Consider the following 23,442-nt stretch of genomic DNA (forward strand, 5'->3'; position numbering starts at 1 on the left):
CGCCTATAAGCTATGCCTATGAGCACAACTAAAATAACTGAAAGTACCATAGAGACTTTTGCTATTGAGCTGCTGGAAAAGCAGGGCTACAATTATATCTATGCCCCTGATATAGCCTCCGATGGTGAAACGCCCGAGCGAGCGAGCTATGCGCAGGTGCTATTGCTTAGTAGGTTACAAAATGCGGTGTATAAAATTAACTCGGGCATTCCGGTAGAGGCGCAGCGAGAGGCCATAAAAGAGATACAGCGCATTGCTTCACCCGAGCTATTGGTAAACAACGAAGACTTTCACCGATTGCTCACCGAGGGCATTCCGGTAACCAAGCGCATAAATGGCGAAGACCGCGGAGACCGCGTGTGGCTCATAGATTTTAAAAACCCGCTCAATAACGATTTTGTAGTTGCCAACCAGCTTACGGTTATAGAAAACAACCACAACAAACGCCCCGATGTGGTCCTGTTTGTAAATGGTATTCCGCTTGTAGTAATAGAGCTTAAAAACCCTTCCGACGAGAATGCAACCATCAAGTCTGCCTACAAACAAATAGAAACCTACAAGGCGCTTATACCTGGCCTGTTTACCTACAATGCCATTACCGTTATTTCTGATGGCCTGGAGGCGAAGGCGGGCTCTTTATCGGCAGGCTTCAGCCGTTACATGGCATGGAAGTCAGCCGATGGCAAAGCAGAAGCCTCGCACCTGGTAAGTCAGCTGGAAACTCTGATCCAGGGCATGCTCAACAAGGAAACGCTCTTAGACCTGGTAAGGCATTTTATCGTTTTTGAGAAATCTGCCAAAGAAGACACAGCCACAGGTATAACCACCATTTCTACAGTAAAGAAGTTAGCAGCTTACCATCAGTATTATGCTGTAAACAGAGCCGTAGAATCTACCATGCGAGCTGCAGGTTATACTGCAAAAGCTCCTGTAACTATAGCCAAAGAATCACCGGAAAGCTACGGCTTGCCTGGTGTAAAGAAACAAGCCCTTGGCGACCGTAAAGGCGGTGTGGTATGGCACACGCAGGGCAGTGGTAAGTCGCTCTCCATGGTGTTCTATACCGGCAAAATCGTACTTGCCTTGGATAACCCAACCCTGCTGGTCATCACAGACCGCAACGACCTGGACGACCAGTTGTTTGATACCTTTGCCGCCTCCAAGCAACTACTTCGTCAGGAGCCGGTACAAGCTGAAGGCCGCGACCATTTAAAGGACTTGCTGAAAGTAGCTTCCGGTGGTGTGGTGTTCTCCACAATCCAGAAGTTTCAACCTGAAGAAGGCAACGTGTACGATCAGCTTACAGACCGCAGCAACATCATTGTCATAGCCGACGAAGCGCACCGCACCCAGTATGGCTTCCGGGCTAAAACCGTTGATGCCAAAGACGAGGCAGGCAATGTAATCGGCATCAAAACCGTGTATGGCTTTGCTAAATACATGCGCGATGCCTTACCCAACGCTACTTACTTAGGCTTTACCGGAACACCCATAGAAAGCACCGATGTAAACACGCCTGCTGTGTTCGGTAACTATGTAGATATTTACGACATCGCCCAGGCCGTTGAAGATGGTGCTACCGTTCGTATCTTCTATGAAAGCCGTTTGGCAAAAGTGGCGCTTACCGAAGAAGGTAAAAAGCTGGTAGATGATCTGGATGATGAACTGGATCAGGAAGACCTGACCACCACCCAAAAAGCCAAAGCCAAGTGGACACAGTTGGAGGCACTTATTGGCAGCAAGAACCGCATTAACAACATCGCCAAAGACATTGTAACGCACTTTGAGCAACGCCAGGAGGTATTCAAAGGCAAAGGCATGATCGTGGCCATGAGCCGCCGCATTGCCGCCGAGCTTTACGAAGCCATCATCGCCCTAAAACCTGAATGGCATTCTGATGACCTGAAAAAAGGTGTGATCAAAGTAGTAATGACTTCTTCCTCCTCTGATGGTCCCTTAATCGCAAAACACCACAGCACCAAAGAGCAACGCCGCAAGCTTGCCGACCGCATGAAAGATCCGGAAGACGAGCTAAAACTGGTAATCGTGCGTGATATGTGGCTGACAGGTTTTGATGCGCCAAGTATGCACACGCTCTACATCGACAAGCCGATGAAAGGCCACAACCTAATGCAGGCTATTGCCCGTGTAAACCGCGTGTACAAAGATAAGCCAGGCGGCTTGATAGTAGATTACCTAGGCATAGCCTCTGACCTTAAGAAAGCACTTTCTTTCTACTCCGATGCCGGTGGCAAAGGCGATCCTACCATCTTGCAGGAGCAAGCAGTTCAGCTGATGCTGGAGAAGATGGAAGTAGTTTCGCAGATGTTCCATGGCTTTGCCTATGAAGAGTTCTTTGAAGCAGACACATCTAAAAAGCTATCGCTGATACTGGCTGCCGAAGAGCATATACTCGGTCTGGAAGACGGCAAGAAGCGATTTATAAACGAAGTAACAGCTCTCTCCAAAGCTTTTGCCATCGCCATACCTCATGATCAGGCTATGGATGCCAAAGATGAGGTTGCCTTTTTCCAAGCCGTAAAAGCACGGTTGGCTAAGTTTGATGGTACCGGCTCTGGCAGAACCGATGAAGAGATAGAAACAACCATAAGGCAGGTTATTGATAAGGCTTTGGTTTCGGAGCGGGTGATAGATGTATTTGACGCAGCTGGTATTAAGAAGCCGGATATTTCCATTCTTTCAGAAGAGTTTTTGATGGAGCTGAAGAGCATGCAGCACAAAAACATTGCGCTGGAAGTGCTTAAAAAGCTGCTTAACGACGAGATCAAGTCAAGGTCAAAGAAGAACCTGATCCAGAGCCGCACACTGATAGAAATGCTGGAAAACTCTATCAAACGATACCACAACAAGGTATTAACAGCAGCTGAGGTGATAGACGAGCTGATAAAGCTCAGCAAAGAAATAACCAAAATAGATGGTGAAGCCAAAGCCCTCGGCCTAACTGATTTTGAGTATGCCTTTTACACAGCAGTAGCCAATAACGAAAGCGCCAAAGAGCTAATGCAGCAGGACAAGCTACGCGAGCTGGCTGTAGTGCTAACTGAAAAAGTAAAGCAGAATGCCTCTATAGATTGGACTATCAAAGAGAGTGTAAAGTCTAAGCTAAAGGTGATCGTGAAGAGAACCCTACGCCAGTTTGGGTACCCACCAGATATGCAGATGCTCGCTACCGAGACGGTGCTAAAGCAGGCGGAGATGATCGCTAGTGAGTTGACTGCAGCTTAGAAGTTTTAGAGTAATTTAATATAATTTTTGTGTGACTAGTTTGGTTTGTTAAAATTATGTTCACATATTTGTGAACAAAGTGAGCTATATTGGCGTTATCATTATGGAGATCAAGTTTAGGCAGCAGTACTTGGAGGACCTATATGAAGGTAAAAAAAGCAAAGAGAAACGATTTAAATCGAATCAGTCTTTAGTCAATCAGTACGTCAAGACGGTTAAAAAGCTTGAGGGTATTACGGTGTTTGAGCAGATATACCAACTCAAGAGCCTCAACTTTGAAGCTTTATCAGGAAACCTTCAAGGGCTGTTCTCAGTGAGAATCAACGACCAGTACAGATTAATCTTTGATATAGTTAGAAATACAGAACCCCCATTTGAAGTTCAGCTTCTTGAATTAGAGGAAATTAGCAAACATTACGAGTAAAGACACACCAAAATGAGAAATATAAAACAACTAGTTCCGGCAGTAGCTGTACATCCAGGTGCCATCGTACAGGATGAGTTAGAAGCAGCGGGCTTTACTCAACGTTCTCTTGCAGCTGAAATAGGTATTCAACCCTCACTCCTGAACGAAGTAATCAAAGGGAAACGCAATATTACTGCTGATCTTGCTGTAATGCTCGAAGCTGCTTTAGGAGTAGATGCCGAATACTGGCTGAACCTGCAAAAGAATTACGAGCTTGATCTTGCAAGGATAAAGGAATCAAAAGAGAAAAAGGCTGAGAAAGTTGCTCAGTGGCAGTTAGTTAAAAATTTTATTCCTTATAAGTATTTTATTTCACAAGGAATTCTTCAAAATGACCCACAACAGGATATTGATTTAGTTTTATCTATTTACAATGCTTCAACACCAGAGATAATAGAACAAAGAGTAGAAGCCTATGAGCCCGCATATTTCAGAAAATCAAGAAAACTCAAAGTTGATAAGAAGAACTTGACAGGATGGGTATATGCCGCTAAATTCTTAGCTGAAAAGCAAGAGGTATGTGCTTTCAATCCAGTTGTTAAAAATCAATTAGTTGAGGATTTAAGAAGAGCTATCCAATATAATGAGAATTTACTTGAGACAGTAAAAAGCCTACTGGCAAGAGCAGGAATCAAATTCATAATATTACCAAAACCTGATAAAACTCCAGTTGACGGATTGTGCTTTTGGAGTGGCAAAAATCCTGCGATTGTCCTCACACTTAGACATAGACATCTAGATAAGTTTGCTTTTAATCTTTTTCATGAGTTAGCTCATGTTTATGAACACCTCATTAAACATCCTGAAAAAGATTTCTTAGATCTGGATTTAGATGAAGACGGGGATGAAATCAATGTCATAGAGGATCAAGCTAATAAGGCTGCAAGCGCTATGCTTGTTTCTACTGCTGCATGGGATGAATTCATGTCATCTGTTGATAGGATGAGAGATGACTTTGTTGTATTAAGAGCACAGCAACTTGGTATACATCCCTCAGTTTTAGTGGGAATGCGCTGCCATGAGTTTAAGCGATACGCTTGGGAGAGTTCTATTTCTAGGGAAATCAAGTAGAATGTTAATTTAACGAGAATATAGCAACTGTCATGGAACGCACTTATTTCCCTATATTAAAAGCTAAGGAAGGTGAACTTAATGCTCTAGGAAGATTGGGCACAACAAAACGCGCTTCAATAACACCAGTTTTTCAATTGACTAACCCTAGCCAGCCACGCAATAAGCCTCCAAGAGCTGTTGATCAGAAATATATTTCAGATACAGCAACTAAAATTAAAGATAGTACACATGGAATGCCATATATCCTTGATACTAGTAGCGTTAACCTGAATCCAGAGCTAGAAAAGCTACTTATTCGCTCCCTCTCTGTAAGTAACTTGTTTTCGATTCCAGAGTTCTATCCGCTTATCAATGTTAATTATCATTCTAGGCTGTATCAATCGTTCTTAGAGATTGATTATAGACCTAAGAAAGTTTGTCTAAAATTAACTTGGATGAACATTAGTAGGCCCAATACAGTCCAGTTGATTCAGCAGGTTATGGATTCGATGGGTTTAACAGAAGCCCAAGTAATACTATTGGTAGATTTAGAAGATGTAAGTGCTACTGAAGTTGATAAAGTTGTTAAGCCGATTTGTGATTTCTTGCAAGCTATAAAAACAGCTTTCAACTTTGATACCATAGTACTAGCTGCCGGTGCTTTTCCAGGTTCTCTGGCAGGCATGGAGCCTTGGCAATTTAAGTACATTCAAAGGCGTGACTGGACAATCTTTACAAAAGTTGTAAGTGTGGTAGATGGTATAAGGTATGGGGACTATGCCATAAATACAGCTGAACGACAGGAGGGGTCAGGGTTTAGCGGCCCATCAAATATTAGGTATTCAATGGAAGGCTATTTTGCTATAATAAAAGCGATCAAACCGGATGTTGAAGAAGAAGATGAATCAACAAAAGAGCAGCACAGAAAATTGAGCGAACTATTAATAGAGGAAAGTTTTTATCAAGGGTCAGATTTTAGTTGGGGTGACAAACATATCTTTAACTGTTACCAAGGATCTCTGAACAAAACAGGCAACAATACTACATGGAGAGCTGTAGGCACTAACCATCATATTGTTCATGTGCTTGATGCTCTTTCCAAGCTTCCCTAGCCTTAAGCATTGATCTAACGTGTGAACCTAAGTCATCCAGTGTGAAGGCTTCAGCCACTTCTTTCCAAAGCTGTTTAACTCGCTTCTTTCTAACGCCTTTACCTAATCCTGCAGCTTTTAGCAAGAGACACGCTTCTTCATGCCAAAGTAAACTGGCTAATTTGAATTTAGACTGTTCCGGGCTTCTTGATGGTTCGACTATGGTAGAAAGTCTAATATCCTTACTCTCGGTAGGTTCTGCAACGATCAACCCACAATGATGGGGTAGGAAATTTAGTAACTTATCGACGTGCTTAGGGCCTGTTATTACTGTTATGTAGTCAAAGATTTGGCTATAAATTGCTAGCTGATCTGGTAAGCGCGCTATAGTATCTCTATCACTCTTTATTTCATAACCTACAAGGTGTCCGTTGATAACAGCGATATCAATCCTGGCTTTATTGGCAAAAAGAGGCCATTCTTCAACCACCTTTGCGTCTGAATCTTGATAATACTTTTGCAAGTACTCTTCCCTCAAAGCTGCGCGTATATCCCGATCTAACATAGCAGTTGCTAAATACTGTTAATGTAGCAAATATTGTATATAAGCGAAGGTAAACAATTTTTTTAAGCTGACAAGTCCAAGCAATAAGTAGCGCTTGGATAGTAAATGCAATGTTTTCCCACTCAACTTACATGTAACTAACAAAGAGTAAAATGTCTAAATTTTTACATTCTCAGCTTGATACTAGAATTTTAAAGTTGTAATTCTATTCATAGAAAGGATTAAATCCTCGGTAGGAGGCAAATTCGGGTGCCGCTAAATTTAAGTGCAATATAAGATTGATAATGAATAGGCTATGTGGGAAGTTCGAATCCCTGCATAAAAACATAGAATTGCTCTCTTCTTCTAAAGTCCCTTCTTCTTAGCTACTTTCCAAGCGCTGATTCCTTGCAAAAGTCGCTTCGCCTGATGCGGCTTTGCCACCAGCAGCTCGTTTACATCCTTGTGGTTCTGGTAGAGGGGGGAGAGGTCCCGGCAGTTCGGCACTGACTGGAGAAGTTGCTCACTCGCCATTCTGCCCGCCTGATCATGATCCAGGAAAAGGAGTACTCGCCGGTGCCGGCCAAGCACGTCCAGGCTCTTGCTTATCTGGGCAAGAGAGTTGAGAACGAGAAAGCTGGAGCTAGCTTGGAGGCGGGGCCGAAGCTCGAGGAGCGTGAGGAAATCCATGAAGCCCTCCAGCAGGCACACCGTGCTTGCGCCTTGATGGATATAGGTGATGTCCTTTGGGGAGGAGGAACCCTTGAACCAGGCGTTACGCAGCTCATAGCCGCCCGAGCGATTGGCAAACCCGATTGCTTCATACTGCTTGGTACCGATGGAGAAGCTGACCGCTTGGCAAAAGGGAGCAGCCGTTCGCAGGCTGATGCCGCGCTGCTGTAGGTAGTTTGTCAGTTGGGTATTGTCCTCCAGGGGCTTTGCCTCTAGTATTTTGATACCAGTGGAGGGTGCTGATGTGACAGCCGGAGCTTCCCCCTTAGTTTGTTTCCTAAGTAGTTGTATTTCTAGAGTGGATGTTGCTGTTGAAGCAATAGTCCGCCTGGAGAGAAGCTGGATGACTTCCCGGATCGAGGCGGTGCGGTGCAGGCGCATGGCCAGGTCGAAGATTTTGCCGCCCTCCCCACTACCGTGGTCGTACCAGCGGTTCAGTCTCGTGTTGACCTTGAAGGAGGGGGTGCGCTCGGCCATGCGGGCCGGGGAGATGTACCACCAGTCACAGCCCCTTTTGTAGGCTGGCTGTATGCCTTGGCTGGCCAGGAAATCGGTGATGGCGATTTCGTTATTGATCTGTTGAATGTTCATCTTTTCTTGTATTTGAAGCCTGTGAATGTCTACATTGTTTCAGGTTGTTGACTCCTTTTAAAGGTCGAGGGGCAGCACTAAGTTTTTTCACAATGCGATACACAATTGGGAAAAAATTTATGCGGTGCAATAGAGTTTAAGTGAGCTGATTAAACTTGTTACTGGGCTTATCTATATCGTTTATTTGAGTCGAATAAGAATAATGGAATAAGGCCATCCGTTTTACCGGAAAGCCCTTCTGTTTCCCTAAGCGGCCTGCTTATTGGCAAGTGGTGCTCCTTTATCTGATTCGGCCTTCAGGGTCAAGATATTGCTGGCCGCTTTGAAGGCCTTGGTGCCGGCGTAGATAATCATGGCCTTATCTTCACGGAGCCGGCTGATCCAGCCCTGCAGGTAAGCTACCGAGTTCTGAAAAACTGCCTCCCGGATTCTGGTGAAGGCACAGAGGAAGCTGGCGCCCATCGTGGCAATGAGCTCCTCTTTGCTGTAGGCCTCCTCGCCGAAGCGGCTGGCCTTTTCATCCTCTGAGAAGCGGTTAAGTCTTGTGGGGTGGCCGATGGCGTGGATCAGCTCATGGCATGATATGCCTCGGAAGAGACAAAGCGCATAGGATCCGGCACCTGCACGATGTCTGTGGCCGGCGCATACCAGACCTGTGATGCGAACCCGCCAACACGGGGGAAGTGACAGCGGGCAACAACCTGCAGACTACTGTTTTTGCAGGTGACACACCAGGAGGTAGCAGCAAAAAACAATATCCTATCTGCCTACGCCGTGTATGACTTTCAGGAAGTAGAAATCTTTGAAAAGCTGGATAAAACAAACGGCCTGAGAGAGATTTTTTAAATATTTCCAACTATCTTGATCTATCGATTTGGCTTGTAACAGGCTGTTAACTTAGGCCATATGCCTAACCCCATACACACCACTATGAAAGATGTTCTGAATTTATTGCCACACCGTGAACCGTTCCTATTTGTCGACACTATTCTCCTGAGCAACGAAGAAAAAACCATTGGCACTATTACCTTCGACAAAGCTAACCTGACGCTGTGTACCACCTTCCCAAATCTGGATTTTGTACCTGCCACTATTCTGATTGAGGCTATGGCACAATGCGGTGGAGCAGGCATCAAAAAGTTCAGTGCCATACAGGGGCTGTTTGGCCTGGCTACAATTGAGTCTGCCGTTTTCCACAAAGTTGTTCCCCACGGCGCCGAGATAGAAATGGTAGTCCGCAACCTCAGGGTGAGTGAGCGTATCCTGAAACAATCCGGTGTTGCTTACCTTGACGGAGAACCTGCCATAGAAGCCACCTGGACGTGTATACGTTTCCAGAATGGAGGTAATTAACAGGCAAAATGAGAATAGCCCATACATCATTGCTAATGAAAGATGCTTTTAAATCGCAGGATACGCTGAAGCGGATATGAAGTGCGTCGGCAGAGGTTAAACTGTAGTAGGCAGGGCGTTGGCTGATATTCTCTGTTACCTGACAAACCCCACTTAACATTTTTCTTTCGTAAGCCCCTCTCTCTAAACCATGGAGGGGTTGCGAAAGGAAAATGATCCTGCAAGCCTTCTGCTGTGAAGGTTGGCTGTGGTGTCAGGTCAACTAGTGGCAGTTACGAGTACAAAGATTAAAATTAAAGCAAAAGAAAAGCCCTCCATAGGTAAACTGTGGAGGGCAATAAGACTAGATAGCGCTGTCCATTACTATAGGTTAGTCATCCAGCGGTTTCGGAGTGCCGACTGCTTTGGGTTTGCAGCTTCGTTTATCTTAAATTGGTGTCTTAGCTCCTCTTCTTTCTCCAGCACGATGGTCTTTACTTCCTGTTTATTACCGTTGCGAAGCACGATGTAAGTATTGGCATCGCCCGGCCTGGCTGCGGATAGTTTCTTAATCTCTTGCTGGGCGTTTTCGAGCGTTATGTTTACTCCGTTGAATGCAACCAGGACATCGCCATTTTGCAGCCCCATTTTCTGAAGCTTTTCATCTACCTTGGTAAAAACGATGTTACCGTCTGCGAATGCGAAAGCATACCCTACGTGTGGCTTAATATTTCCTGTTTTAACTGATTCCTGATAGATGATACCCAGTTTACCGAAGTAATCACTTAAGGGTAGAGTTTCTGCGCCTTTTACATAACGGTTAAAGAAATCTTCGATTTCAGGGTATGTTCTGGATGCAAAAAGGTTAAAGAATTCGGCCTCTGAAAACGCCTTTTTAGGACCGTACTCTTTTGAGAGCTCGTTCACCACTTCCCGAAGTCCACGCTTCCCCTCGGACAGTTCCAGGAGGCGGATATCCAAAAGGGCTGCCACTACAGCCCCGCGGTGGTAAATATTACCGTACTGCTTCTGGCCTTCCGGTGTATAGGACGTAAGACTCAGTTTATGCAAACTGTAGTTCTTGTCCATGCGGTCATCGAAAATGAGTTTCTCTGTCATATCCTCCAGGTAGGCTGGCAGGTCAATCATTTTTCCTCTTAGCCGCATCATGTCAGAGGCCCATTCCGTGGTCCCCTCATAGAGCCACAAATGCTGAGAAGGAGTAGGAGTAACAAAGTTGAACTGTTCGATCAACTCACTGTGTATGTTTAGTGGGGTAATGATGTGGAAGAATTCATGGGCTGCCACATCCGTCAACTGGTTGGCATAGGCAGGTGTGAGCGGAGCTTCTTTGTAAACGTATTCTGAAGAATAGGAGTGCTCCCAGGCGCCCCAGGTTTCATCTTCAAAGTGATAGAGGAAAGTGTAGCGGTCTACGGGGAAGTCAACCACAAAAGCATTGGCTGCCTCCAGCATTTCCGTCATGTTGTTAAGGAGATCCTGCGACTGAATTAAGCCTGTTTTAGAGTAGGTATAAATGTCAATCGTTGTATTCCTGAACTTTGTTTCAGCTTTCGTGAGTGTACCTGCCAGTATGGGTGAGTCAACTATATGATCATAATTATCTGCTGTATAATAACCGTCTTTATCTATCGTTAGTGCTGTTCCTACCTGCCACTCCTGTGGGTACGCCAGCTTAATTCGCATTGGCGCCGATTGCATACCTTTCAGGTAGCCAAACACACCCTGTCCATTGATCAGGGCGTGATCACTTTCAAGCGAGGTACCGCACATAGCGTATATCCTGTTTTCTTCAACGGGTGTATCCCATGTTTCGGAAATCTGGTAGGTAATCTTGCGTACTTTAGCCGGATTGCTCAGCTGCCACTGATTGGTGCTAATCTGTTTTGCTTCCAGCTCACGACCTTTTTTATCAAAAGCTTTAAAGTTGTGAACAAAGCGGCCAATGTCCATCGTCTGGTAGGTACCGGGAGCGGTTGCTGCAAACTGGTAAACATTATTCTCGGCCTTGAGCCCTTTTACATCCAGTGTTACTTTAAAGCGATCATCGGCCCGATCGTTCAGGTTTACCTGGTAAGTAAGCGATGGAGAGCTACCAGCCGTTACAGGCTGTTGAAAGGCTAAAAACGCGAATAGCCCCAATGATAGCGCAATTTTTTTCATATTGGTTTTTATTAGGTTACAGCAAATTATAGAATAGCTGTTATTGTTAAAATGTATCAGATAAATGCCTGAAACTCCTCTGCAATCAGGGCCCCCTTCAAGACAGGAGCTATTTATCTCCCAGATAAGGGGCATGAAAGTTAATTTTCCCCTCTTGAAGTGATCACGCATACGCAACCGGGTGAAGTCAGCAGTAGTAAAGTTGTATGCTGCCTTTGGTTAGTGCGGTATAGAAAGGTGTTCATGTGCAATGCGCCATTTGCCATCCTGCTTTACCAGCACACTTGTTCCGCGTCCTCTGCCACTCACAGGTTTTCCAGCATGTGTGCCCTGGTAAGTGTACTCGTAAATACACGTGGCGCTACCCTTCTCGACCGAAAGCCATTTAATATTTTCAATCCCGTAAACCTCGTCAGGCAGGTAACTCCATGTTCGCTCAAAATTAACCTTAACGGCCGCCATGCCCTCACTTGCTTCTTTATTAAACCAATAGATGGCATCAGGCATTAATAGTGGTTGCACATTAGCAAAATCGTGGGTATTGGTTGCATCCACGTAGTTTTTAATGAAGACGTTAAGTTCCTGCTCTACCTTAGGATTTGCTCCCGTGCCAAAGGCTGCGGCCACAAAACAGAAGTATAGGCAAAGCGATAAACAGGCAGTATTTTTATTCATAGTTTTATTTTGGGGGCTTGGGTTTATAACAATATTCGATTCTTGCTGTCTGAAGGTGCAGTGGTTCTGTTTCTTGCAACTTCAGAGCTGTTTCTGTTGGATAAGGGGCATAAGCTAAGGTTTTCCGGTGCGTCTCTGTCTGAAAAACTAGGTTGCGGCAGGAGCTCTTATTCTGGAGTACCATGCATCACTTTCTTCATCCAGGTGTCTGTATCTTGAATAAGTTTGGTGTTGAAGTGGGTTCTGTTGTACTCCGGATCGCGTTTGTTCATTTGCGCCACGCCCTCCGCCATACCAGGCACTATAACAAAGGAATGATTAGTTTTGGGCATGGTCAGGAAAGTAGCATTTCCGGGGTGGTAGTGATTTACTATTTCGGCGATACGCTTATGGTCTTCTGCATTCACTACCTGGAAGTCGTATTCGCCCCAGATAGAAAGCACGTATTCCTCCGTTTCGGCCCATGCCTTGGTGAGGTTGATTTCATCAATCTGCTGCCAATAGCGGTAGTCGCGCGACCAGAACTCATCGCCGCCATTGTACTGAAACTCCTCTTGTAGAATCTTTTTATAGGCAGGGTCGGCAGCGGCAATAGTACTTGGGTGTTGCCCCAGAACAAAGTAGCGATAAAGCACGTGGTGCAGCTGTCGCATTGTTTCTTCGCTTTCCACATAGTCAGTACCTGTTAGTGGTTTTTGAAACCGGAACATATCGGCTGCAAACTCAAACCAAGGGCGGTAAGGGCTGCCGTAAACCATAACACCTTTCAGGCGATGTTTCTGACTAATCACAGGTGCAACAATGCCGCCCATGGAGTGGCCAAAGAGGAAGATGTTCTCCTGGTCAACTTCCGGAAGGCGCTTCAGTTCCAGTAGCCCTTGCTCAAAAGCTTCTATTTCGGTATAAAGGTCGATCTGCATGCAGTCTTGGGTAAGCTCGTTATCGCCCAGGCCCGGTTTCTCTACCAGCATAACCAGGTAGCCAAGTTCACTCCAGCCTTTTATAAGCTGACCGTAGGCAGTGTTGGTGTAGTCTTCTATAGAACGGCAGGGAAAGCCAGGGATGAAGAGAATAGCGGGACTTTTAGTCCCATTTTTAGGTTTGTAGGTAATGGTGCGTAAGTGCCCACCTCTGAAAGGCACCTGGCTGTAGACGATGTTTGCATTGGCAGGCGCCTCCGCTGTTCTTCCTACTGCTTTGCCCTTGAGACTCTTTTTCTTTCCTCCGCGAAGAAGCTGCGCAGTTACTACCTGATGCGGGTAAAGTGTTTTATTCAGTGCTGCTATGTCGTCTGGTTTACTTAAGTGCTTTTTGTTTACCGAGAGCAGAATATCGTTTTTACCGATACCCAAAGCACTGGCAGTAGAACCAGGCGCAACAGCTGCCACGAGCAGCCCGTTTTCTAAATTGTGGGCCCTGGCCAGGGAATCAGGAAGGGGAGAGGTATGGAGTCCCAGAAAAGCCCTGCGCTTCAGCTCCTGTGCCTTGGCCGCAGGGGTGAACCATATACAAAACAGGAGGATAGAGGAATAAATTAATTTCATTTTCTGATTATAGGGTATTGGAGTTTGATAGTCAGCCAGTCAATTTCAGCACTGCTTCTGTTTTTTTCGGATTTACATTGTTCCCACATATGTGTTATTGCTGGAGCATGGAAGCGCTGTAGGGATTCGACAGTAATTCGTAAAATACTTCCCAGGATTTTGCAGAAGTTTTTTCATCTCTGCTTTTTACCTCCACATGCTTTCGGACCAGTTCCTGCCCCAGGTTGTAGTTAATGACGTAGCTTCTATACCTGTCAAAGAACCGGGTGCGCTGCAAAGCTTTGTCCATTTCAGTGAAGCTATACTTTACCAGTAGCTCTGCTGCCGCTTCACGGCTTATTTTACCATTTAGGTATAAGCGCGCCGCTTCATTGCCTGCGAAGTTTAAGCGGTTTATCTGGGCAAGTATGGCATAATAACGCTCTGCCTCGGCAGGGTTAAGGCCAGCTAACGGGAACAATACCTCTTTCTCAAACTGCATGCGCTCCCGTGCCGGGAAGGCAACCTCTATCCCATAATTGGCACTGCCCTCAGCAATAAGCGACTGCGGGCTGAACAAGGGATAGATGGCGTACTCTTTCCAGCCTCGTTTCTTTACTAACTCTTGCTCCAGCAGGACATTGAACACATGGTGCCCCGGATAGCCTTCATGGCAGGCCAGATCGATGGCACGCTCAATATTGATAGGAAAGTCTGTGTTAATTTGGATAAGGCTGTAGCTGTTGCCTTTGAAGTAATTATAGCCTGACCAGGGTTTGTTAGTTACATACGCTACCTGGAAGCTCTCCTTATCAGGAAGGGTATAATGCGCTTTCGTTCTTCTTCGGGCTTCTGCGATGGCAGCCTGAAAAACTGTGTCAAGTTTTTCTTTTGGTATTACGAAGCGGTTACGATAGGCAAACCACCTGTCTGCCAGGCTGCCTTCTCCGGGAAGAATACCATCCAGGGTACTTAGGAGCGAGTCGAAGTGAGCAAGGCTATGGTGCGGAGGCTTTACATCGTAGAGGAGTTGTGCCTCTTCATCGAAGGGAAGTTTTTCACCCTGCATCATCCTTACCTTAGTTATGGTTGCCTGTACCTGCTTCTGGAGCATGGCAATTCTTCTTTTTTCCAGTGCAGACAAACCTACTGTGTCCTGCGCAGCAAGCCCCTGAAGCACCTGGCGTAAGTCCCCGATAAAGGCATCACCTGGAAAGGTATCTGTTGTCACACCCGTCGGTTTCCACTCTTCCGGGCCATAGTAGGCATCTACAACATCACTGTCGTATTGCCCAATCTTCAACACTGTGCTGACATATCGCTCGGCCAGATCGTCCATTTGCGGTGCCTCTTCCTGTGCAACAGATGTACAGGCAATAGCAGAAGCAAAAGATGCTATAGTGAGCAGGTGCTGAAGGTAATTTTTTTTCATACTCTTATATCTAAAAATGATAGGGTCTATGGCGGTGTGTTGCCCGCCTGCGTTAAAAGCAGGTAGCCGCTGTTCATTGCAGAAGCGGCTACCTGTACATGGCTAAAACTGGTAGAAGCGCCCGCTATCAATTAGGCACGTTAGTCACAGCGGAAATAATCCTGGCCATGTCCAGCATGTAATCGTGTGTGGATCTTTTCAGGAGCTGGCCATTGTCCGTGTTGAACTGGATGCCCATGGCCACGTCCAGGTCGGGGAAGTACTGGCCGTCCGAGATATAGCCAGGGAACCAGCCGCTGTGTCCGTAGCCGTTTCCTGCGAAGCCTCCCGGCCTGATCTGTATACCCAAGCCATAGAGGTGGTTCTTGCCAGTATAGGCCGGTACACCCTGGCGCATTTCTTCCCGTTTAGCTGCAGGAATTGCTTTAAAGTGATACATGGCTTTTGCCCAGGTGGCCAGGTCGGAGGCGCTGGATACAAAGCCGCCTCCCATCCACTCGAACTGCGGGTTAAATACCAGCTCTCCGTTTCTAATCATGGCGCCTTCAAAAGGAAAAGGCCCGTTTGCTTTTGAGTAGCCCACTGCAAAGCGGGCATACTTACGCTTAACCGAGGGCTCCGTGTCGTTCAGGTGGTAAGGTTCAATGACGAGCTTTTTAGCCAGCTCATACATCTTCTTCCCGCTGATCCTTTCCAGTATATAGCCGAAGAGAATATAATTTGTATCGGCATAGCCCCAGCCTTTGCCGGCTTCAAACAATGGCTTCCGATCAAAGATATAGGCAAAGGTCTCGGATGGAGCCCAGCTACGGGCAGGGTTCTCTTTCAGCTTCTGCATAAAGTCCCCCAACTGATAATACTCCTCTAGGCCGGATGTGTGGTTCAGCAGCATGCGCATGGTAATGCTTTTCGCGTTTGGAATTCTGCTGAACCAGGGTTCCTGCCCGATGTATTTTTCGATCTTATCATCCAGGCTGTAGAGACCCTGCTCTGCAAGCACCATAGCCGAGGCCGCAAATAGTGTTTTCCCGTTGCTGCCCGAAAGCATCCGGTTATCGGGGCGCATCGGAATGCCCCTGGCAGAGTCTGCCATGCCGGTGGCGATGGTAATTTTATGCCCGTTCGGAAGCACTGCCGCGAAGGTAGCGCCTGGGAAGCCGTTTGCTCTTTGGAGCGAATCCAGCTTTGCCTGCATCTGAGCCTTGATCGCCTTTAGCTGTGTTGGATTTTGTGCAGCGGCTGTAAAGCAGCACAAAAGAATAATAAGTGTACTGTAGATTATGCTTTTCATGAAACAGGATGAATCTGATTTTAAAATGTTATTTGTTTTTCAAGTAGTGTGTCTGGAAGTCCTATTGGTCCGGAGACCCGTCAGTAACCTGCACCGGTGGTTTGTCTCCTGGTGTAATGAGGGCGGAGCTGAAGGTAATGGCTATCGTTTGATCCGTTATGCGGGCTAAATTGCGGGCGGCAACCGCCTGCTGCTCTGTCATGGAGGTCAGCATAATAAGAAGAAACGCGCTTCTCATAATTCTTAGTTTAGGTGTCTACTGCATGCAGCCTGCTGTTATATAAATATAACCTGCGCTACTATACCCGGCTTAAACCGGCTTGGGGAGTAGCTATTACACGCAGTCCTCTTTCCAGGTTTATCAAAATTACCACTCTGCGAATAAGGTAACTTGTATTATCCTGCCCTTTTGCATACATGGGTGATCAAAGTGAAAATTTAGATGGGGGCACTCCATTTATCTTTTTGAAGCAATTGCTGAATGCTGCCAAATCTGTAAAGTTAAGTGTGTGCGCAATCTCGTTCCATGTGAGCCCCTGTTTCTTCAACTCGATACTGCTTTCGATTCTTCTATTGAGCAGGTAATGGTAGGGGCTAACACCGAAGCATTGTTTAAATAGCCTGTAAAATCTGAATTCCGAAAGGCAGCTGATGTCTGCAGCCTCCGTTATGGTCATCTCTGAGAAGATACTGTTGTCCAAAGCTTCTTTGCCGAGCAGTACGCGTCTGTACAGTTCTTTTCGTGTAGACAGCTTTGTTGCCTGCAGCTTATAATAGGAGGTGACAAAGCTTAGGTTTTCCTGCACGAGTACTGTGATGAGATCGTAAATTAGCTCTAAGGCAGGTCTTGTATAGTTTTCTGAAACAGAGATAGCAGCAAACTGATTTAAAAGGGTTTTGAGGGGTTTGCCCGCTACAGCTTCTCTTACAAATAGCTCTGGTGATAGAAGGTATCTGTTTATGTTGTTATAACTCTCTAAATCATTGGGGGAAAATAACTGGTATAACAGGTCGTTTACGAGCTGCGTGTCAATATCCACACAAACACCCAGCGTAGAAACATTTTTAATAACAACATCCATGACTGGCACAGAGTCATTTACCAACAAGTATTTCCCGGTAGAGATTTTAAACGGCCTGTTCTGAAACCAATAAGTTTCCAAGCCATCCGTGGTAAACTTTAAGGCAAGGCCTTTAGGGCGTAACTCTGCTTCTAATGAGGAAGAGAGCGTGCTCATGATGCAGTTCTCGCTCCTGATGTGCTCCAGGATATCGCAGTTGTTGTCATGCACATGCAATATCTCACACTGGCCACTATAGGTTATAGCATGCTTTCCTGATGATCCCAATTCCATTTTATTGACCATTACTCTATAGTATAAGTATGCATCAGAAGGCTCGTCTACCAGATTTGGCGAACCGCCAAAGGAAGCTTTAATTTAAAGGATCCGCTCTTTCTTCCCCCAGCTCTTGCATGCAATGTCCTGAGTTCCGAGAGATGTACAGGAAGTATCCCGATGACGTGCTCCAAAATAAGCACATGACCGAATCAATGAAGGCAGACATTTCTCACTCCTTGATGCGGTGTGAGTTTCCTTGTTAGGACAGCGCCTGCCAAAGGTATTTTCAGGTGAATGTTGTCTTATTTCCAGTTTTTTCAAAATTTATTATATGTACCCGCATTATTTATAGACAATAAATTGATTTGTCTCTATAACCGCCAAGATTCAGGACCGCTCGTTCTTTGCTGCTTGGCTTCGATACCCGGGAGGCAGGCACAATCACAATCAATTTCGGCAGTACGAAAGCCTTTGGGATTTTGTGACTCATTTTCTAATAGACAGGATAATACAACTCGTCTGCTAACAGGATAGCTTTCTTTGCAAGAATAAAACATCAGATGAGCAAACCAGGGTGTTAGCTGCAGAGGGAGTGGATTGTTGTACTTTTCCTAATGTGTAGTTGCAGTGTGGTGAAACCTGTGTGCAGACAGGGAGAAAAGTAAATGATTGATTGGTGTTGTTTACGCTAGTCTTTTAACCTCGCCAAGGGGTGTTTTTTCTATGCTATGATTTTACCTCTTCCTGCTGTTAATAGGACTTGTGTGGTATTGCAGCAGGGGTAGGAACTAGCTTTGGCGCTATTCAATAAGCATTATACGCACTTTTTATACTTCTTAATTATTTTTATTAAATCTAACCTTTATGAGAAAAACTCTATTTATGAGCTTGGCGCTCTTGCTTATGCTTTGTAGTGAAGCATGGGCACAGGGACGACCTATTTCAGGAAAAGTGACCGATGCCGGCACTGGACAGCCACTGCCGGGCGTTGGCGTTGCAGTGAAGGGAACAACATCGGGTACCTTCACAGGGCATGATGGCTCTTACACGCTAAGTGTTCCAACTGATGGGACTACCCTGATATTCCGCTATCTGGGCTACACGACTATCGAACGTAGCATAGGAAGCGGTAACACTGTCGACGTAGCCCTGTCTGCTGACCAGCAGCAGCTAGCGGAGGTGGTAGTGGTAGGCTACGGCGTTCAGGATGTGAAAGACGTGACAGGTTCCATCACCAGTATTTCAGCTGCGAAGATTGAGAACCAGCCGGTTCAAAGTTTCGATCAGGCTCTTTCCGGTCGTGCTGCAGGTGTGCAGATCACAAATACGTCCGGGATTGTTGCTGACGGGGTAACCGTACGTATTCGTGGGGTTGGCTCTATTTCCAACAGCGCGCAGCCGCTGTATGTGATCGATGGTATTCCGATGGCACAGGTGAGTAACCTGAATTCTTTCAATGGAGGAAATGGTACACGGTACAACCCACTGGCCGACCTAAATCCCAATGATATTGAATCGATAGAGGTATTGAAGGATGCTGCAGCAGCTGCACTTTATGGATCAAGAGCTGCAAACGGGGTCGTGATGGTCACTACCAAAAGAGGCAAAGCGGGTACAGCTAAAGTAAGTTACGACTTCTATTCTGGCTTCAGTGAGGTGGCGAACAGACCTAATCTCCTTGACGGGGATGACTTCATAACCATTCAGAATGAAAAAGCAGCAAACCGCTTTGGGCCGGAAGACCCAAGAAGTGTTATTGCCGGCAATGTGGATCTTGATGAAGATGGCCGACCTGACAGAACTGATTGGTTAGACCAGGTATTTCAACGGGGAAATATACAGAATCATCAGCTCTCCATGTCGGGGGGCAGTGAGAAAACCTCTTACTACGGGTCCGTATCCTATACAGATCAGCATGGCGTAGTCGTGTCCAACCGTTTGAGAAGAGGTTCTGCAAGACTTAATCTGGATATAACGCCAAAAGAATGGTTAAGGGCCGGTATTAGCACAAGCTACAGCAAAACACTGAACAACGGCGTACTTTCCAATAGCTACCTGGCAGGTGTAACAGTGGCTGGTTACAATGCCGCGCCAAATCTGCCTGTTTATAATAGGGATGGGTCCTATTACCTGAATGATGGAGGGTATCTGGGAGATGGTGCCAACAAGAATGCCCAGTATTTCCTTAACAGGTTCTATCACCCGCTCGGTACTTTAAAACTCCAGCAAAATGATAACACGTCTCAACGGATCTTCGGAAATGCCTATGTAGAGATTCAGCCTATCAAAGACCTGAAGATAACCTCTAAGTATGGCATTGATTACATTGATAATTTCGAAAATCAATACAGTGATCCAAGCATCTATGGCTTAGGCTGGAGTTATAATGGCTTGGTTCAGACCAACAACCTGCGCAGGAACCAGTGGAACTGGTCTAACTATGCTACTTATAATGTATTGATTGGAAACCAGCATAATGTGTCGGCAACTGCCGGTATCGAGTATCAGGAAGTAGAACAATTTGATATAGGGGCGTATGCGGGCGATTTTGCGGACCCTTTCTTTAGAGATATCATCACAGGGTCATTTGCCTATCAGCCTGGTTCGGATGGGGGCAAAACACATAATGGGTTTGATTCCTATTTTGGCCGCCTGTCCTATGACTATGGAAACAAATACTACGCAGAACTAGCACTGCGCGCAGATGCTTTCTCCGGCTTTGGCATCAATAACAAGCGGGGTTATTTCCCTGCGGGCTCCATTGGCTGGAGAATCTCTCAGGAAAGCTTCATGAAGCAGTTCACATTCCTGGATGACCTGAAGCTTCGGGCCAGCTATGGCATCGTTGGTAATTCCAACATTGCCGACTTTGCCTCAAGAACACTGTATGGTGGTGGTTTGTACGTGGAGCAGAACGGTTTCAGCCCTGTGCAGGTCGGTAATAAAAATCTGAAATGGGAAACATCCAACAAGCTGGATATAGGCTTTGATCTGTCTGTGCTAAATAACCGGATCGGTTTGACCTTCGATTACTTTTACACCGATATCAGCGACCTAGTTTTAAATGCCCCTGTACTCCGGACAACAGGTATTCCCAATGCGTCTGTCAGTACAAACATCGGCTCTATGTACAACAAAGGCATTGAGCTGGCCCTAAACACTGTGAACCTGGAGAAGAATGGGTTTACATGGTCTTCCAGTGTCAACTTCACCGCTATCAAAAACGAGGTGACCAGCCTATTCAATGATGTACCGGTCGTCCATAGTTCGGGCCACAGTGAAGCCGCAGTTGGACACGGTATAGGCGAGTTCAAGCTTGTTCGTTGGGCTGGTGTGAATCCTGACAATGGTTTTGCCATGTTCTTAACAAAAGATGACGTGGTGAAGCAATACAACCCTGCAACAGACAAGTACTATCTCCTTGATGGCACCGAAACCTCTCCTATCACAGGTAGTGACGCTGTATATGCAGGAAACCCTTATCCTAAGTGGTTTGGGGGCTTCGATAATACCTTTACCTATAAGCAGTTTGACCTGGGCGTGTTCTTCCAGTACAGCGGAGGAAATAAAATCCTTAACCAAACACGTGCAGGCCTGATGACAGGCTACCTGAACAACAACCTTGTAGAGATAAAGGACAGGTGGCAGAAACCTGGCGATGTGACTGATGTGCCGAGGCTATACCTGCAGGACCCACAGTCTAACCGCATCTCTACCCGTTGGCTTGAGGACGGTGATTTCCTGCGGCTGCGTCAGCTAAGTCTAGGCTACAATGTGCCTTCCGCTACTACTCAGAAAGTCGGACTGAGCAGCATCCGTCTGTATGCACAGGCCCAAAACCTGTTTGTTCTGACTAAATACAAAGGAGCTGATCCGGAGGTAAATACAAACAGAGACGTGAGTATTGCCTACGGCTTTGATAACAGGTCTGTGCCGCAGGCTCGCAGCTTTACAGTAGGGGTAAATGTTGGATTTTAAGCTTTATTTAAATCATGAGAAAAATTATTAGAAGGAATATAGCATCTTCTTTTTTACTGGGAACACTGCTTTTTATGTCTGTTGCCTGTGATGTGCTGGAAAAAGAGCCAATTGAAAACCTTTCACCGGAGTCTGTCTTCTCATCGCCACAGAGAATCGAGAAAGCTGTAATTGGCATATATGACGATAACCAGAATGTGAACTTCCTGGGTGGCCGGGTTTTAGTGTATGCGGATATACGGGGTGCAGATACAGACCCCGCCACTTATTTTGGTGGTATCGGATTATTCAGTCCTTTGTCTAACGATGCTACCGTAACAGCGGCATGGACTGGTGGCTACAGAGCTATCTACACCGCAAACCTATTCTTACAGGGGCTTGAGGAAAACCGTTCTAAAGTTCCTACAGCAGCATTGGCCATGCAGTATGAAGCAGAGGCCAGGTTTATACGCGCTTTAAACCACTGGTACCTGGTTAATTTATTTGCGCAACCTTTCAGCTTCACTGCCGACGGTTCACATCTTGGTATTCCGATTTCCTTAAAAGCATTTGATGCGACAAACGCTTTTTCACCTGAGGCGCAATTAGCCAGGAGCACTGTAGCGCAGGTATATGCCCAGATAGAAGAAGATTTAAAGTTTGGCGTTCAGCATTTGCCCTCCAGAAAGGGAGTAGCTTTCGGGGAAGTCGCACGTGCCACTAAAGGGGCTGCGGAGGCTTTGCTGATGCGCTTGTATTTGTATAAGCGGGATTATGCTAAAGCCATTGCGCAGGCAGACAAGGTAGCTGGCATGGGGTACAGATTAAATGTTGCTCCAGCCACCGCATTTACAGATTACACTACATGGGAATCCATTTTCTCTGTGGCGCATAATGTCAACGACAACCCTAATACGAACAGTTCGTTGGGGCAGCATTATGGTGCTGATCATCGGAAGGACGTATCAGTCAATCCATATTTAAGCTTGTTTTCTGAGAACAGTACAGACCTCCGTATAACAACACTCACGAAGCTAGCTGTGGGAAAGGTGTACACAACCAAGTACGTCGGAAACTTTAGTTGGGTCCCGGTTATCCGGTATCCGGAGGTACTGCTGAGTAAAGCAGAGGCGCTGGTTAAAGGGTCTAACAGCGTAGAGCCGGAGGCTGTGACTTTGTTAAATACGGTAAGCGCACGCGCTAACGGCACTACCTATCAAATTTCAGATTTTGCCTCCAGCCAAGACCTGTTGGAAACGATTCTGTTAGAGAGAAGGAGAGAGTTAGCATTTGAGGGTCACGGTATGTTTGATTTGCTAAGAAACAAAAAGGATATTCCGGCTAATGGAAACAACAAGTTGCAGCCGTACGGGTCAGATAAAACGATTCTTCCTATCCCTCAGATAGATATCCAAGCTAATCCTAAGCTGCAGCAGAACCCTGGTTACTAGAAGGCTGGGTTTCAGGTGAAGGTCAAAAGATTGAATAATGAGATAGCTTGAACCAACTCTTCAGATTAAAAAAAAAAGCGATGCAGGTTTGTTCCTGCATCGCTTTTTTTATCAGCTATTGAAAGTCTTGGCATCTTATCTGAGTCAACGTAAGCTGTGTCAATAGGGGATTGTATATGCCCAGGCTCCAATGATAACAATTTAGCCGTAGCGGAGGACGTGTTAGTTTACATCTCACCTTAAACAAACAGCCACTTAAGGATCCGCTACGACTAAAATTGCTACCGGATGCTGATGGGGATAGCTTTAAACTCTGGGGTGGGGGCAGCGGATACATGTGCATCGTCGACTGATTTCACGCCAGACCATAGTATCTCCTTTTCAAAGAAAAAGTATAATCCGATCAATTCACTTGTAATTTCCTGCTTATTTTATTTTTAAGGAGTTATTGGCTAATTTTTAATTTTTCTCTATCTTATATTTAAGCGTTAAATTAATGTGTTCAGTGGAAATGTTGGATAGAAGCGTATTAAT

The 23,442-nt window shown here is 45.8% G+C and carries 17 protein-coding genes; 7 read left to right on the forward strand and 10 right to left on the reverse strand.

What is annotated here, in order from left to right; all coding sequences use genetic code 11:
- Positions 1 to 18: 18 nt before the first annotated feature.
- The 4 genes from I0P70_RS12450 (at position 19) to I0P70_RS12465 (ending at position 5,877) form a co-directional block, all read left to right on the forward strand.
- On the forward strand, positions 19 to 3,246 hold the full coding sequence (locus tag I0P70_RS12450) for a type I restriction endonuclease subunit R (RefSeq protein ID WP_196118275.1): 3,228 nt from the start codon (positions 19 to 21) through the stop codon (positions 3,244 to 3,246).
- Between the two features lie 103 nt (positions 3,247 to 3,349).
- Positions 3,350 to 3,670 (forward strand): type II toxin-antitoxin system RelE/ParE family toxin, encoded by a 321-nt coding sequence (locus tag I0P70_RS12455; protein WP_196118289.1) that lies wholly within the window; start codon positions 3,350 to 3,352, stop codon positions 3,668 to 3,670.
- 12 nt (positions 3,671 to 3,682) lie between these two features.
- Positions 3,683 to 4,783 (forward strand): HigA family addiction module antitoxin, encoded by a 1,101-nt coding sequence (locus tag I0P70_RS12460; RefSeq protein WP_196118291.1) that lies wholly within the window; start codon positions 3,683 to 3,685, stop codon positions 4,781 to 4,783.
- A gap of 32 nt (positions 4,784 to 4,815) precedes the next feature.
- Entirely contained in the window at positions 4,816 to 5,877 is a 1,062-nt protein-coding gene (locus I0P70_RS12465; protein ID WP_196118293.1) for a beta family protein, read from the forward strand.
- Here the strand turns inward: I0P70_RS12465 and I0P70_RS12470 are convergent.
- The 3 genes from I0P70_RS12470 to I0P70_RS12480 form a co-directional block, all read right to left on the reverse strand.
- Positions 5,828 to 6,421 (reverse strand): sce7726 family protein, encoded by a 594-nt coding sequence (locus I0P70_RS12470; protein WP_196118295.1) that lies wholly within the window; start codon positions 6,419 to 6,421, stop codon positions 5,828 to 5,830. The genes I0P70_RS12465 and I0P70_RS12470 overlap by 50 nt on opposite strands.
- A gap of 345 nt (positions 6,422 to 6,766) precedes the next feature.
- Complete coding sequence (locus I0P70_RS12475; RefSeq protein ID WP_196118297.1) at positions 6,767 to 7,723, reverse strand: toprim domain-containing protein; 957 nt, start codon at positions 7,721 to 7,723, stop codon at positions 6,767 to 6,769.
- A gap of 246 nt (positions 7,724 to 7,969) precedes the next feature.
- Complete coding sequence (locus I0P70_RS12480; RefSeq protein WP_196118766.1) at positions 7,970 to 8,413, reverse strand: zincin-like metallopeptidase domain-containing protein; 444 nt, start codon at positions 8,411 to 8,413, stop codon at positions 7,970 to 7,972.
- A gap of 240 nt (positions 8,414 to 8,653) precedes the next feature.
- Here I0P70_RS12480 and I0P70_RS12485 point away from each other — a divergent pair, with 240 nt between their 5' ends.
- The gene (locus tag I0P70_RS12485; protein WP_196118299.1) at positions 8,654 to 9,076 is read left to right on the forward strand and encodes a beta-hydroxyacyl-ACP dehydratase; all 423 of its coding nucleotides are present in this window, start codon (positions 8,654 to 8,656) and stop codon (positions 9,074 to 9,076) included.
- Positions 9,077 to 9,439: 363 nt separating this feature from the next.
- On the opposite strand, the gene I0P70_RS12490 is transcribed toward I0P70_RS12485, so the two are convergent.
- The 7 genes from I0P70_RS12490 to I0P70_RS12520 all read right to left on the reverse strand — a co-directional run bounded on the left by I0P70_RS12490 (position 9,440) and on the right by I0P70_RS12520 (position 17,527).
- Positions 9,440 to 11,239 (reverse strand): peptidase, encoded by a 1,800-nt coding sequence (locus I0P70_RS12490; protein WP_196118302.1) that lies wholly within the window; start codon positions 11,237 to 11,239, stop codon positions 9,440 to 9,442.
- A 219-nt stretch (positions 11,240 to 11,458) separates the two neighbouring features.
- On the reverse strand, positions 11,459 to 11,914 hold the full coding sequence (locus I0P70_RS12495; protein ID WP_196118304.1) for a DUF4440 domain-containing protein: 456 nt from the start codon (positions 11,912 to 11,914) through the stop codon (positions 11,459 to 11,461).
- 167 nt (positions 11,915 to 12,081) lie between these two features.
- Positions 12,082 to 13,458 (reverse strand): PDZ domain-containing protein, encoded by a 1,377-nt coding sequence (locus I0P70_RS12500; protein ID WP_196118307.1) that lies wholly within the window; start codon positions 13,456 to 13,458, stop codon positions 12,082 to 12,084.
- Between the two features lie 94 nt (positions 13,459 to 13,552).
- Complete coding sequence (locus I0P70_RS12505) at positions 13,553 to 14,869, reverse strand: hypothetical protein (protein ID WP_230392165.1); 1,317 nt, start codon at positions 14,867 to 14,869, stop codon at positions 13,553 to 13,555.
- 127 nt (positions 14,870 to 14,996) lie between these two features.
- Positions 14,997 to 16,160, reverse strand: a complete 1,164-nt coding sequence (locus tag I0P70_RS12510; protein ID WP_196118309.1) for a serine hydrolase — start codon at positions 16,158 to 16,160, stop codon at positions 14,997 to 14,999.
- A 61-nt stretch (positions 16,161 to 16,221) separates the two neighbouring features.
- The gene (locus I0P70_RS12515; RefSeq protein ID WP_196118311.1) at positions 16,222 to 16,398 is read right to left on the reverse strand and encodes a hypothetical protein; all 177 of its coding nucleotides are present in this window, start codon (positions 16,396 to 16,398) and stop codon (positions 16,222 to 16,224) included.
- Between the two features lie 187 nt (positions 16,399 to 16,585).
- Positions 16,586 to 17,527 carry an AraC family transcriptional regulator gene (locus I0P70_RS12520; RefSeq protein WP_196118313.1) on the reverse strand — a complete coding sequence of 314 codons (942 nt, stop codon included), beginning with the start codon at positions 17,525 to 17,527 and terminating at the stop codon, positions 16,586 to 16,588.
- A gap of 837 nt (positions 17,528 to 18,364) precedes the next feature.
- Here I0P70_RS12520 and I0P70_RS12525 point away from each other — a divergent pair.
- Positions 18,365 to 21,478 (forward strand): TonB-dependent receptor, encoded by a 3,114-nt coding sequence (locus tag I0P70_RS12525; RefSeq protein ID WP_196118315.1) that lies wholly within the window; start codon positions 18,365 to 18,367, stop codon positions 21,476 to 21,478.
- Between the two features lie 14 nt (positions 21,479 to 21,492).
- On the forward strand, positions 21,493 to 22,908 hold the full coding sequence (locus I0P70_RS12530; protein WP_196118317.1) for a RagB/SusD family nutrient uptake outer membrane protein: 1,416 nt from the start codon (positions 21,493 to 21,495) through the stop codon (positions 22,906 to 22,908).
- Positions 22,909 to 23,442 lie beyond the last annotated feature (534 nt).

Source organism: Pontibacter sp. FD36 (assembly GCF_015686655.1).
Taxonomy (GTDB): domain Bacteria; phylum Bacteroidota; class Bacteroidia; order Cytophagales; family Hymenobacteraceae; genus Pontibacter.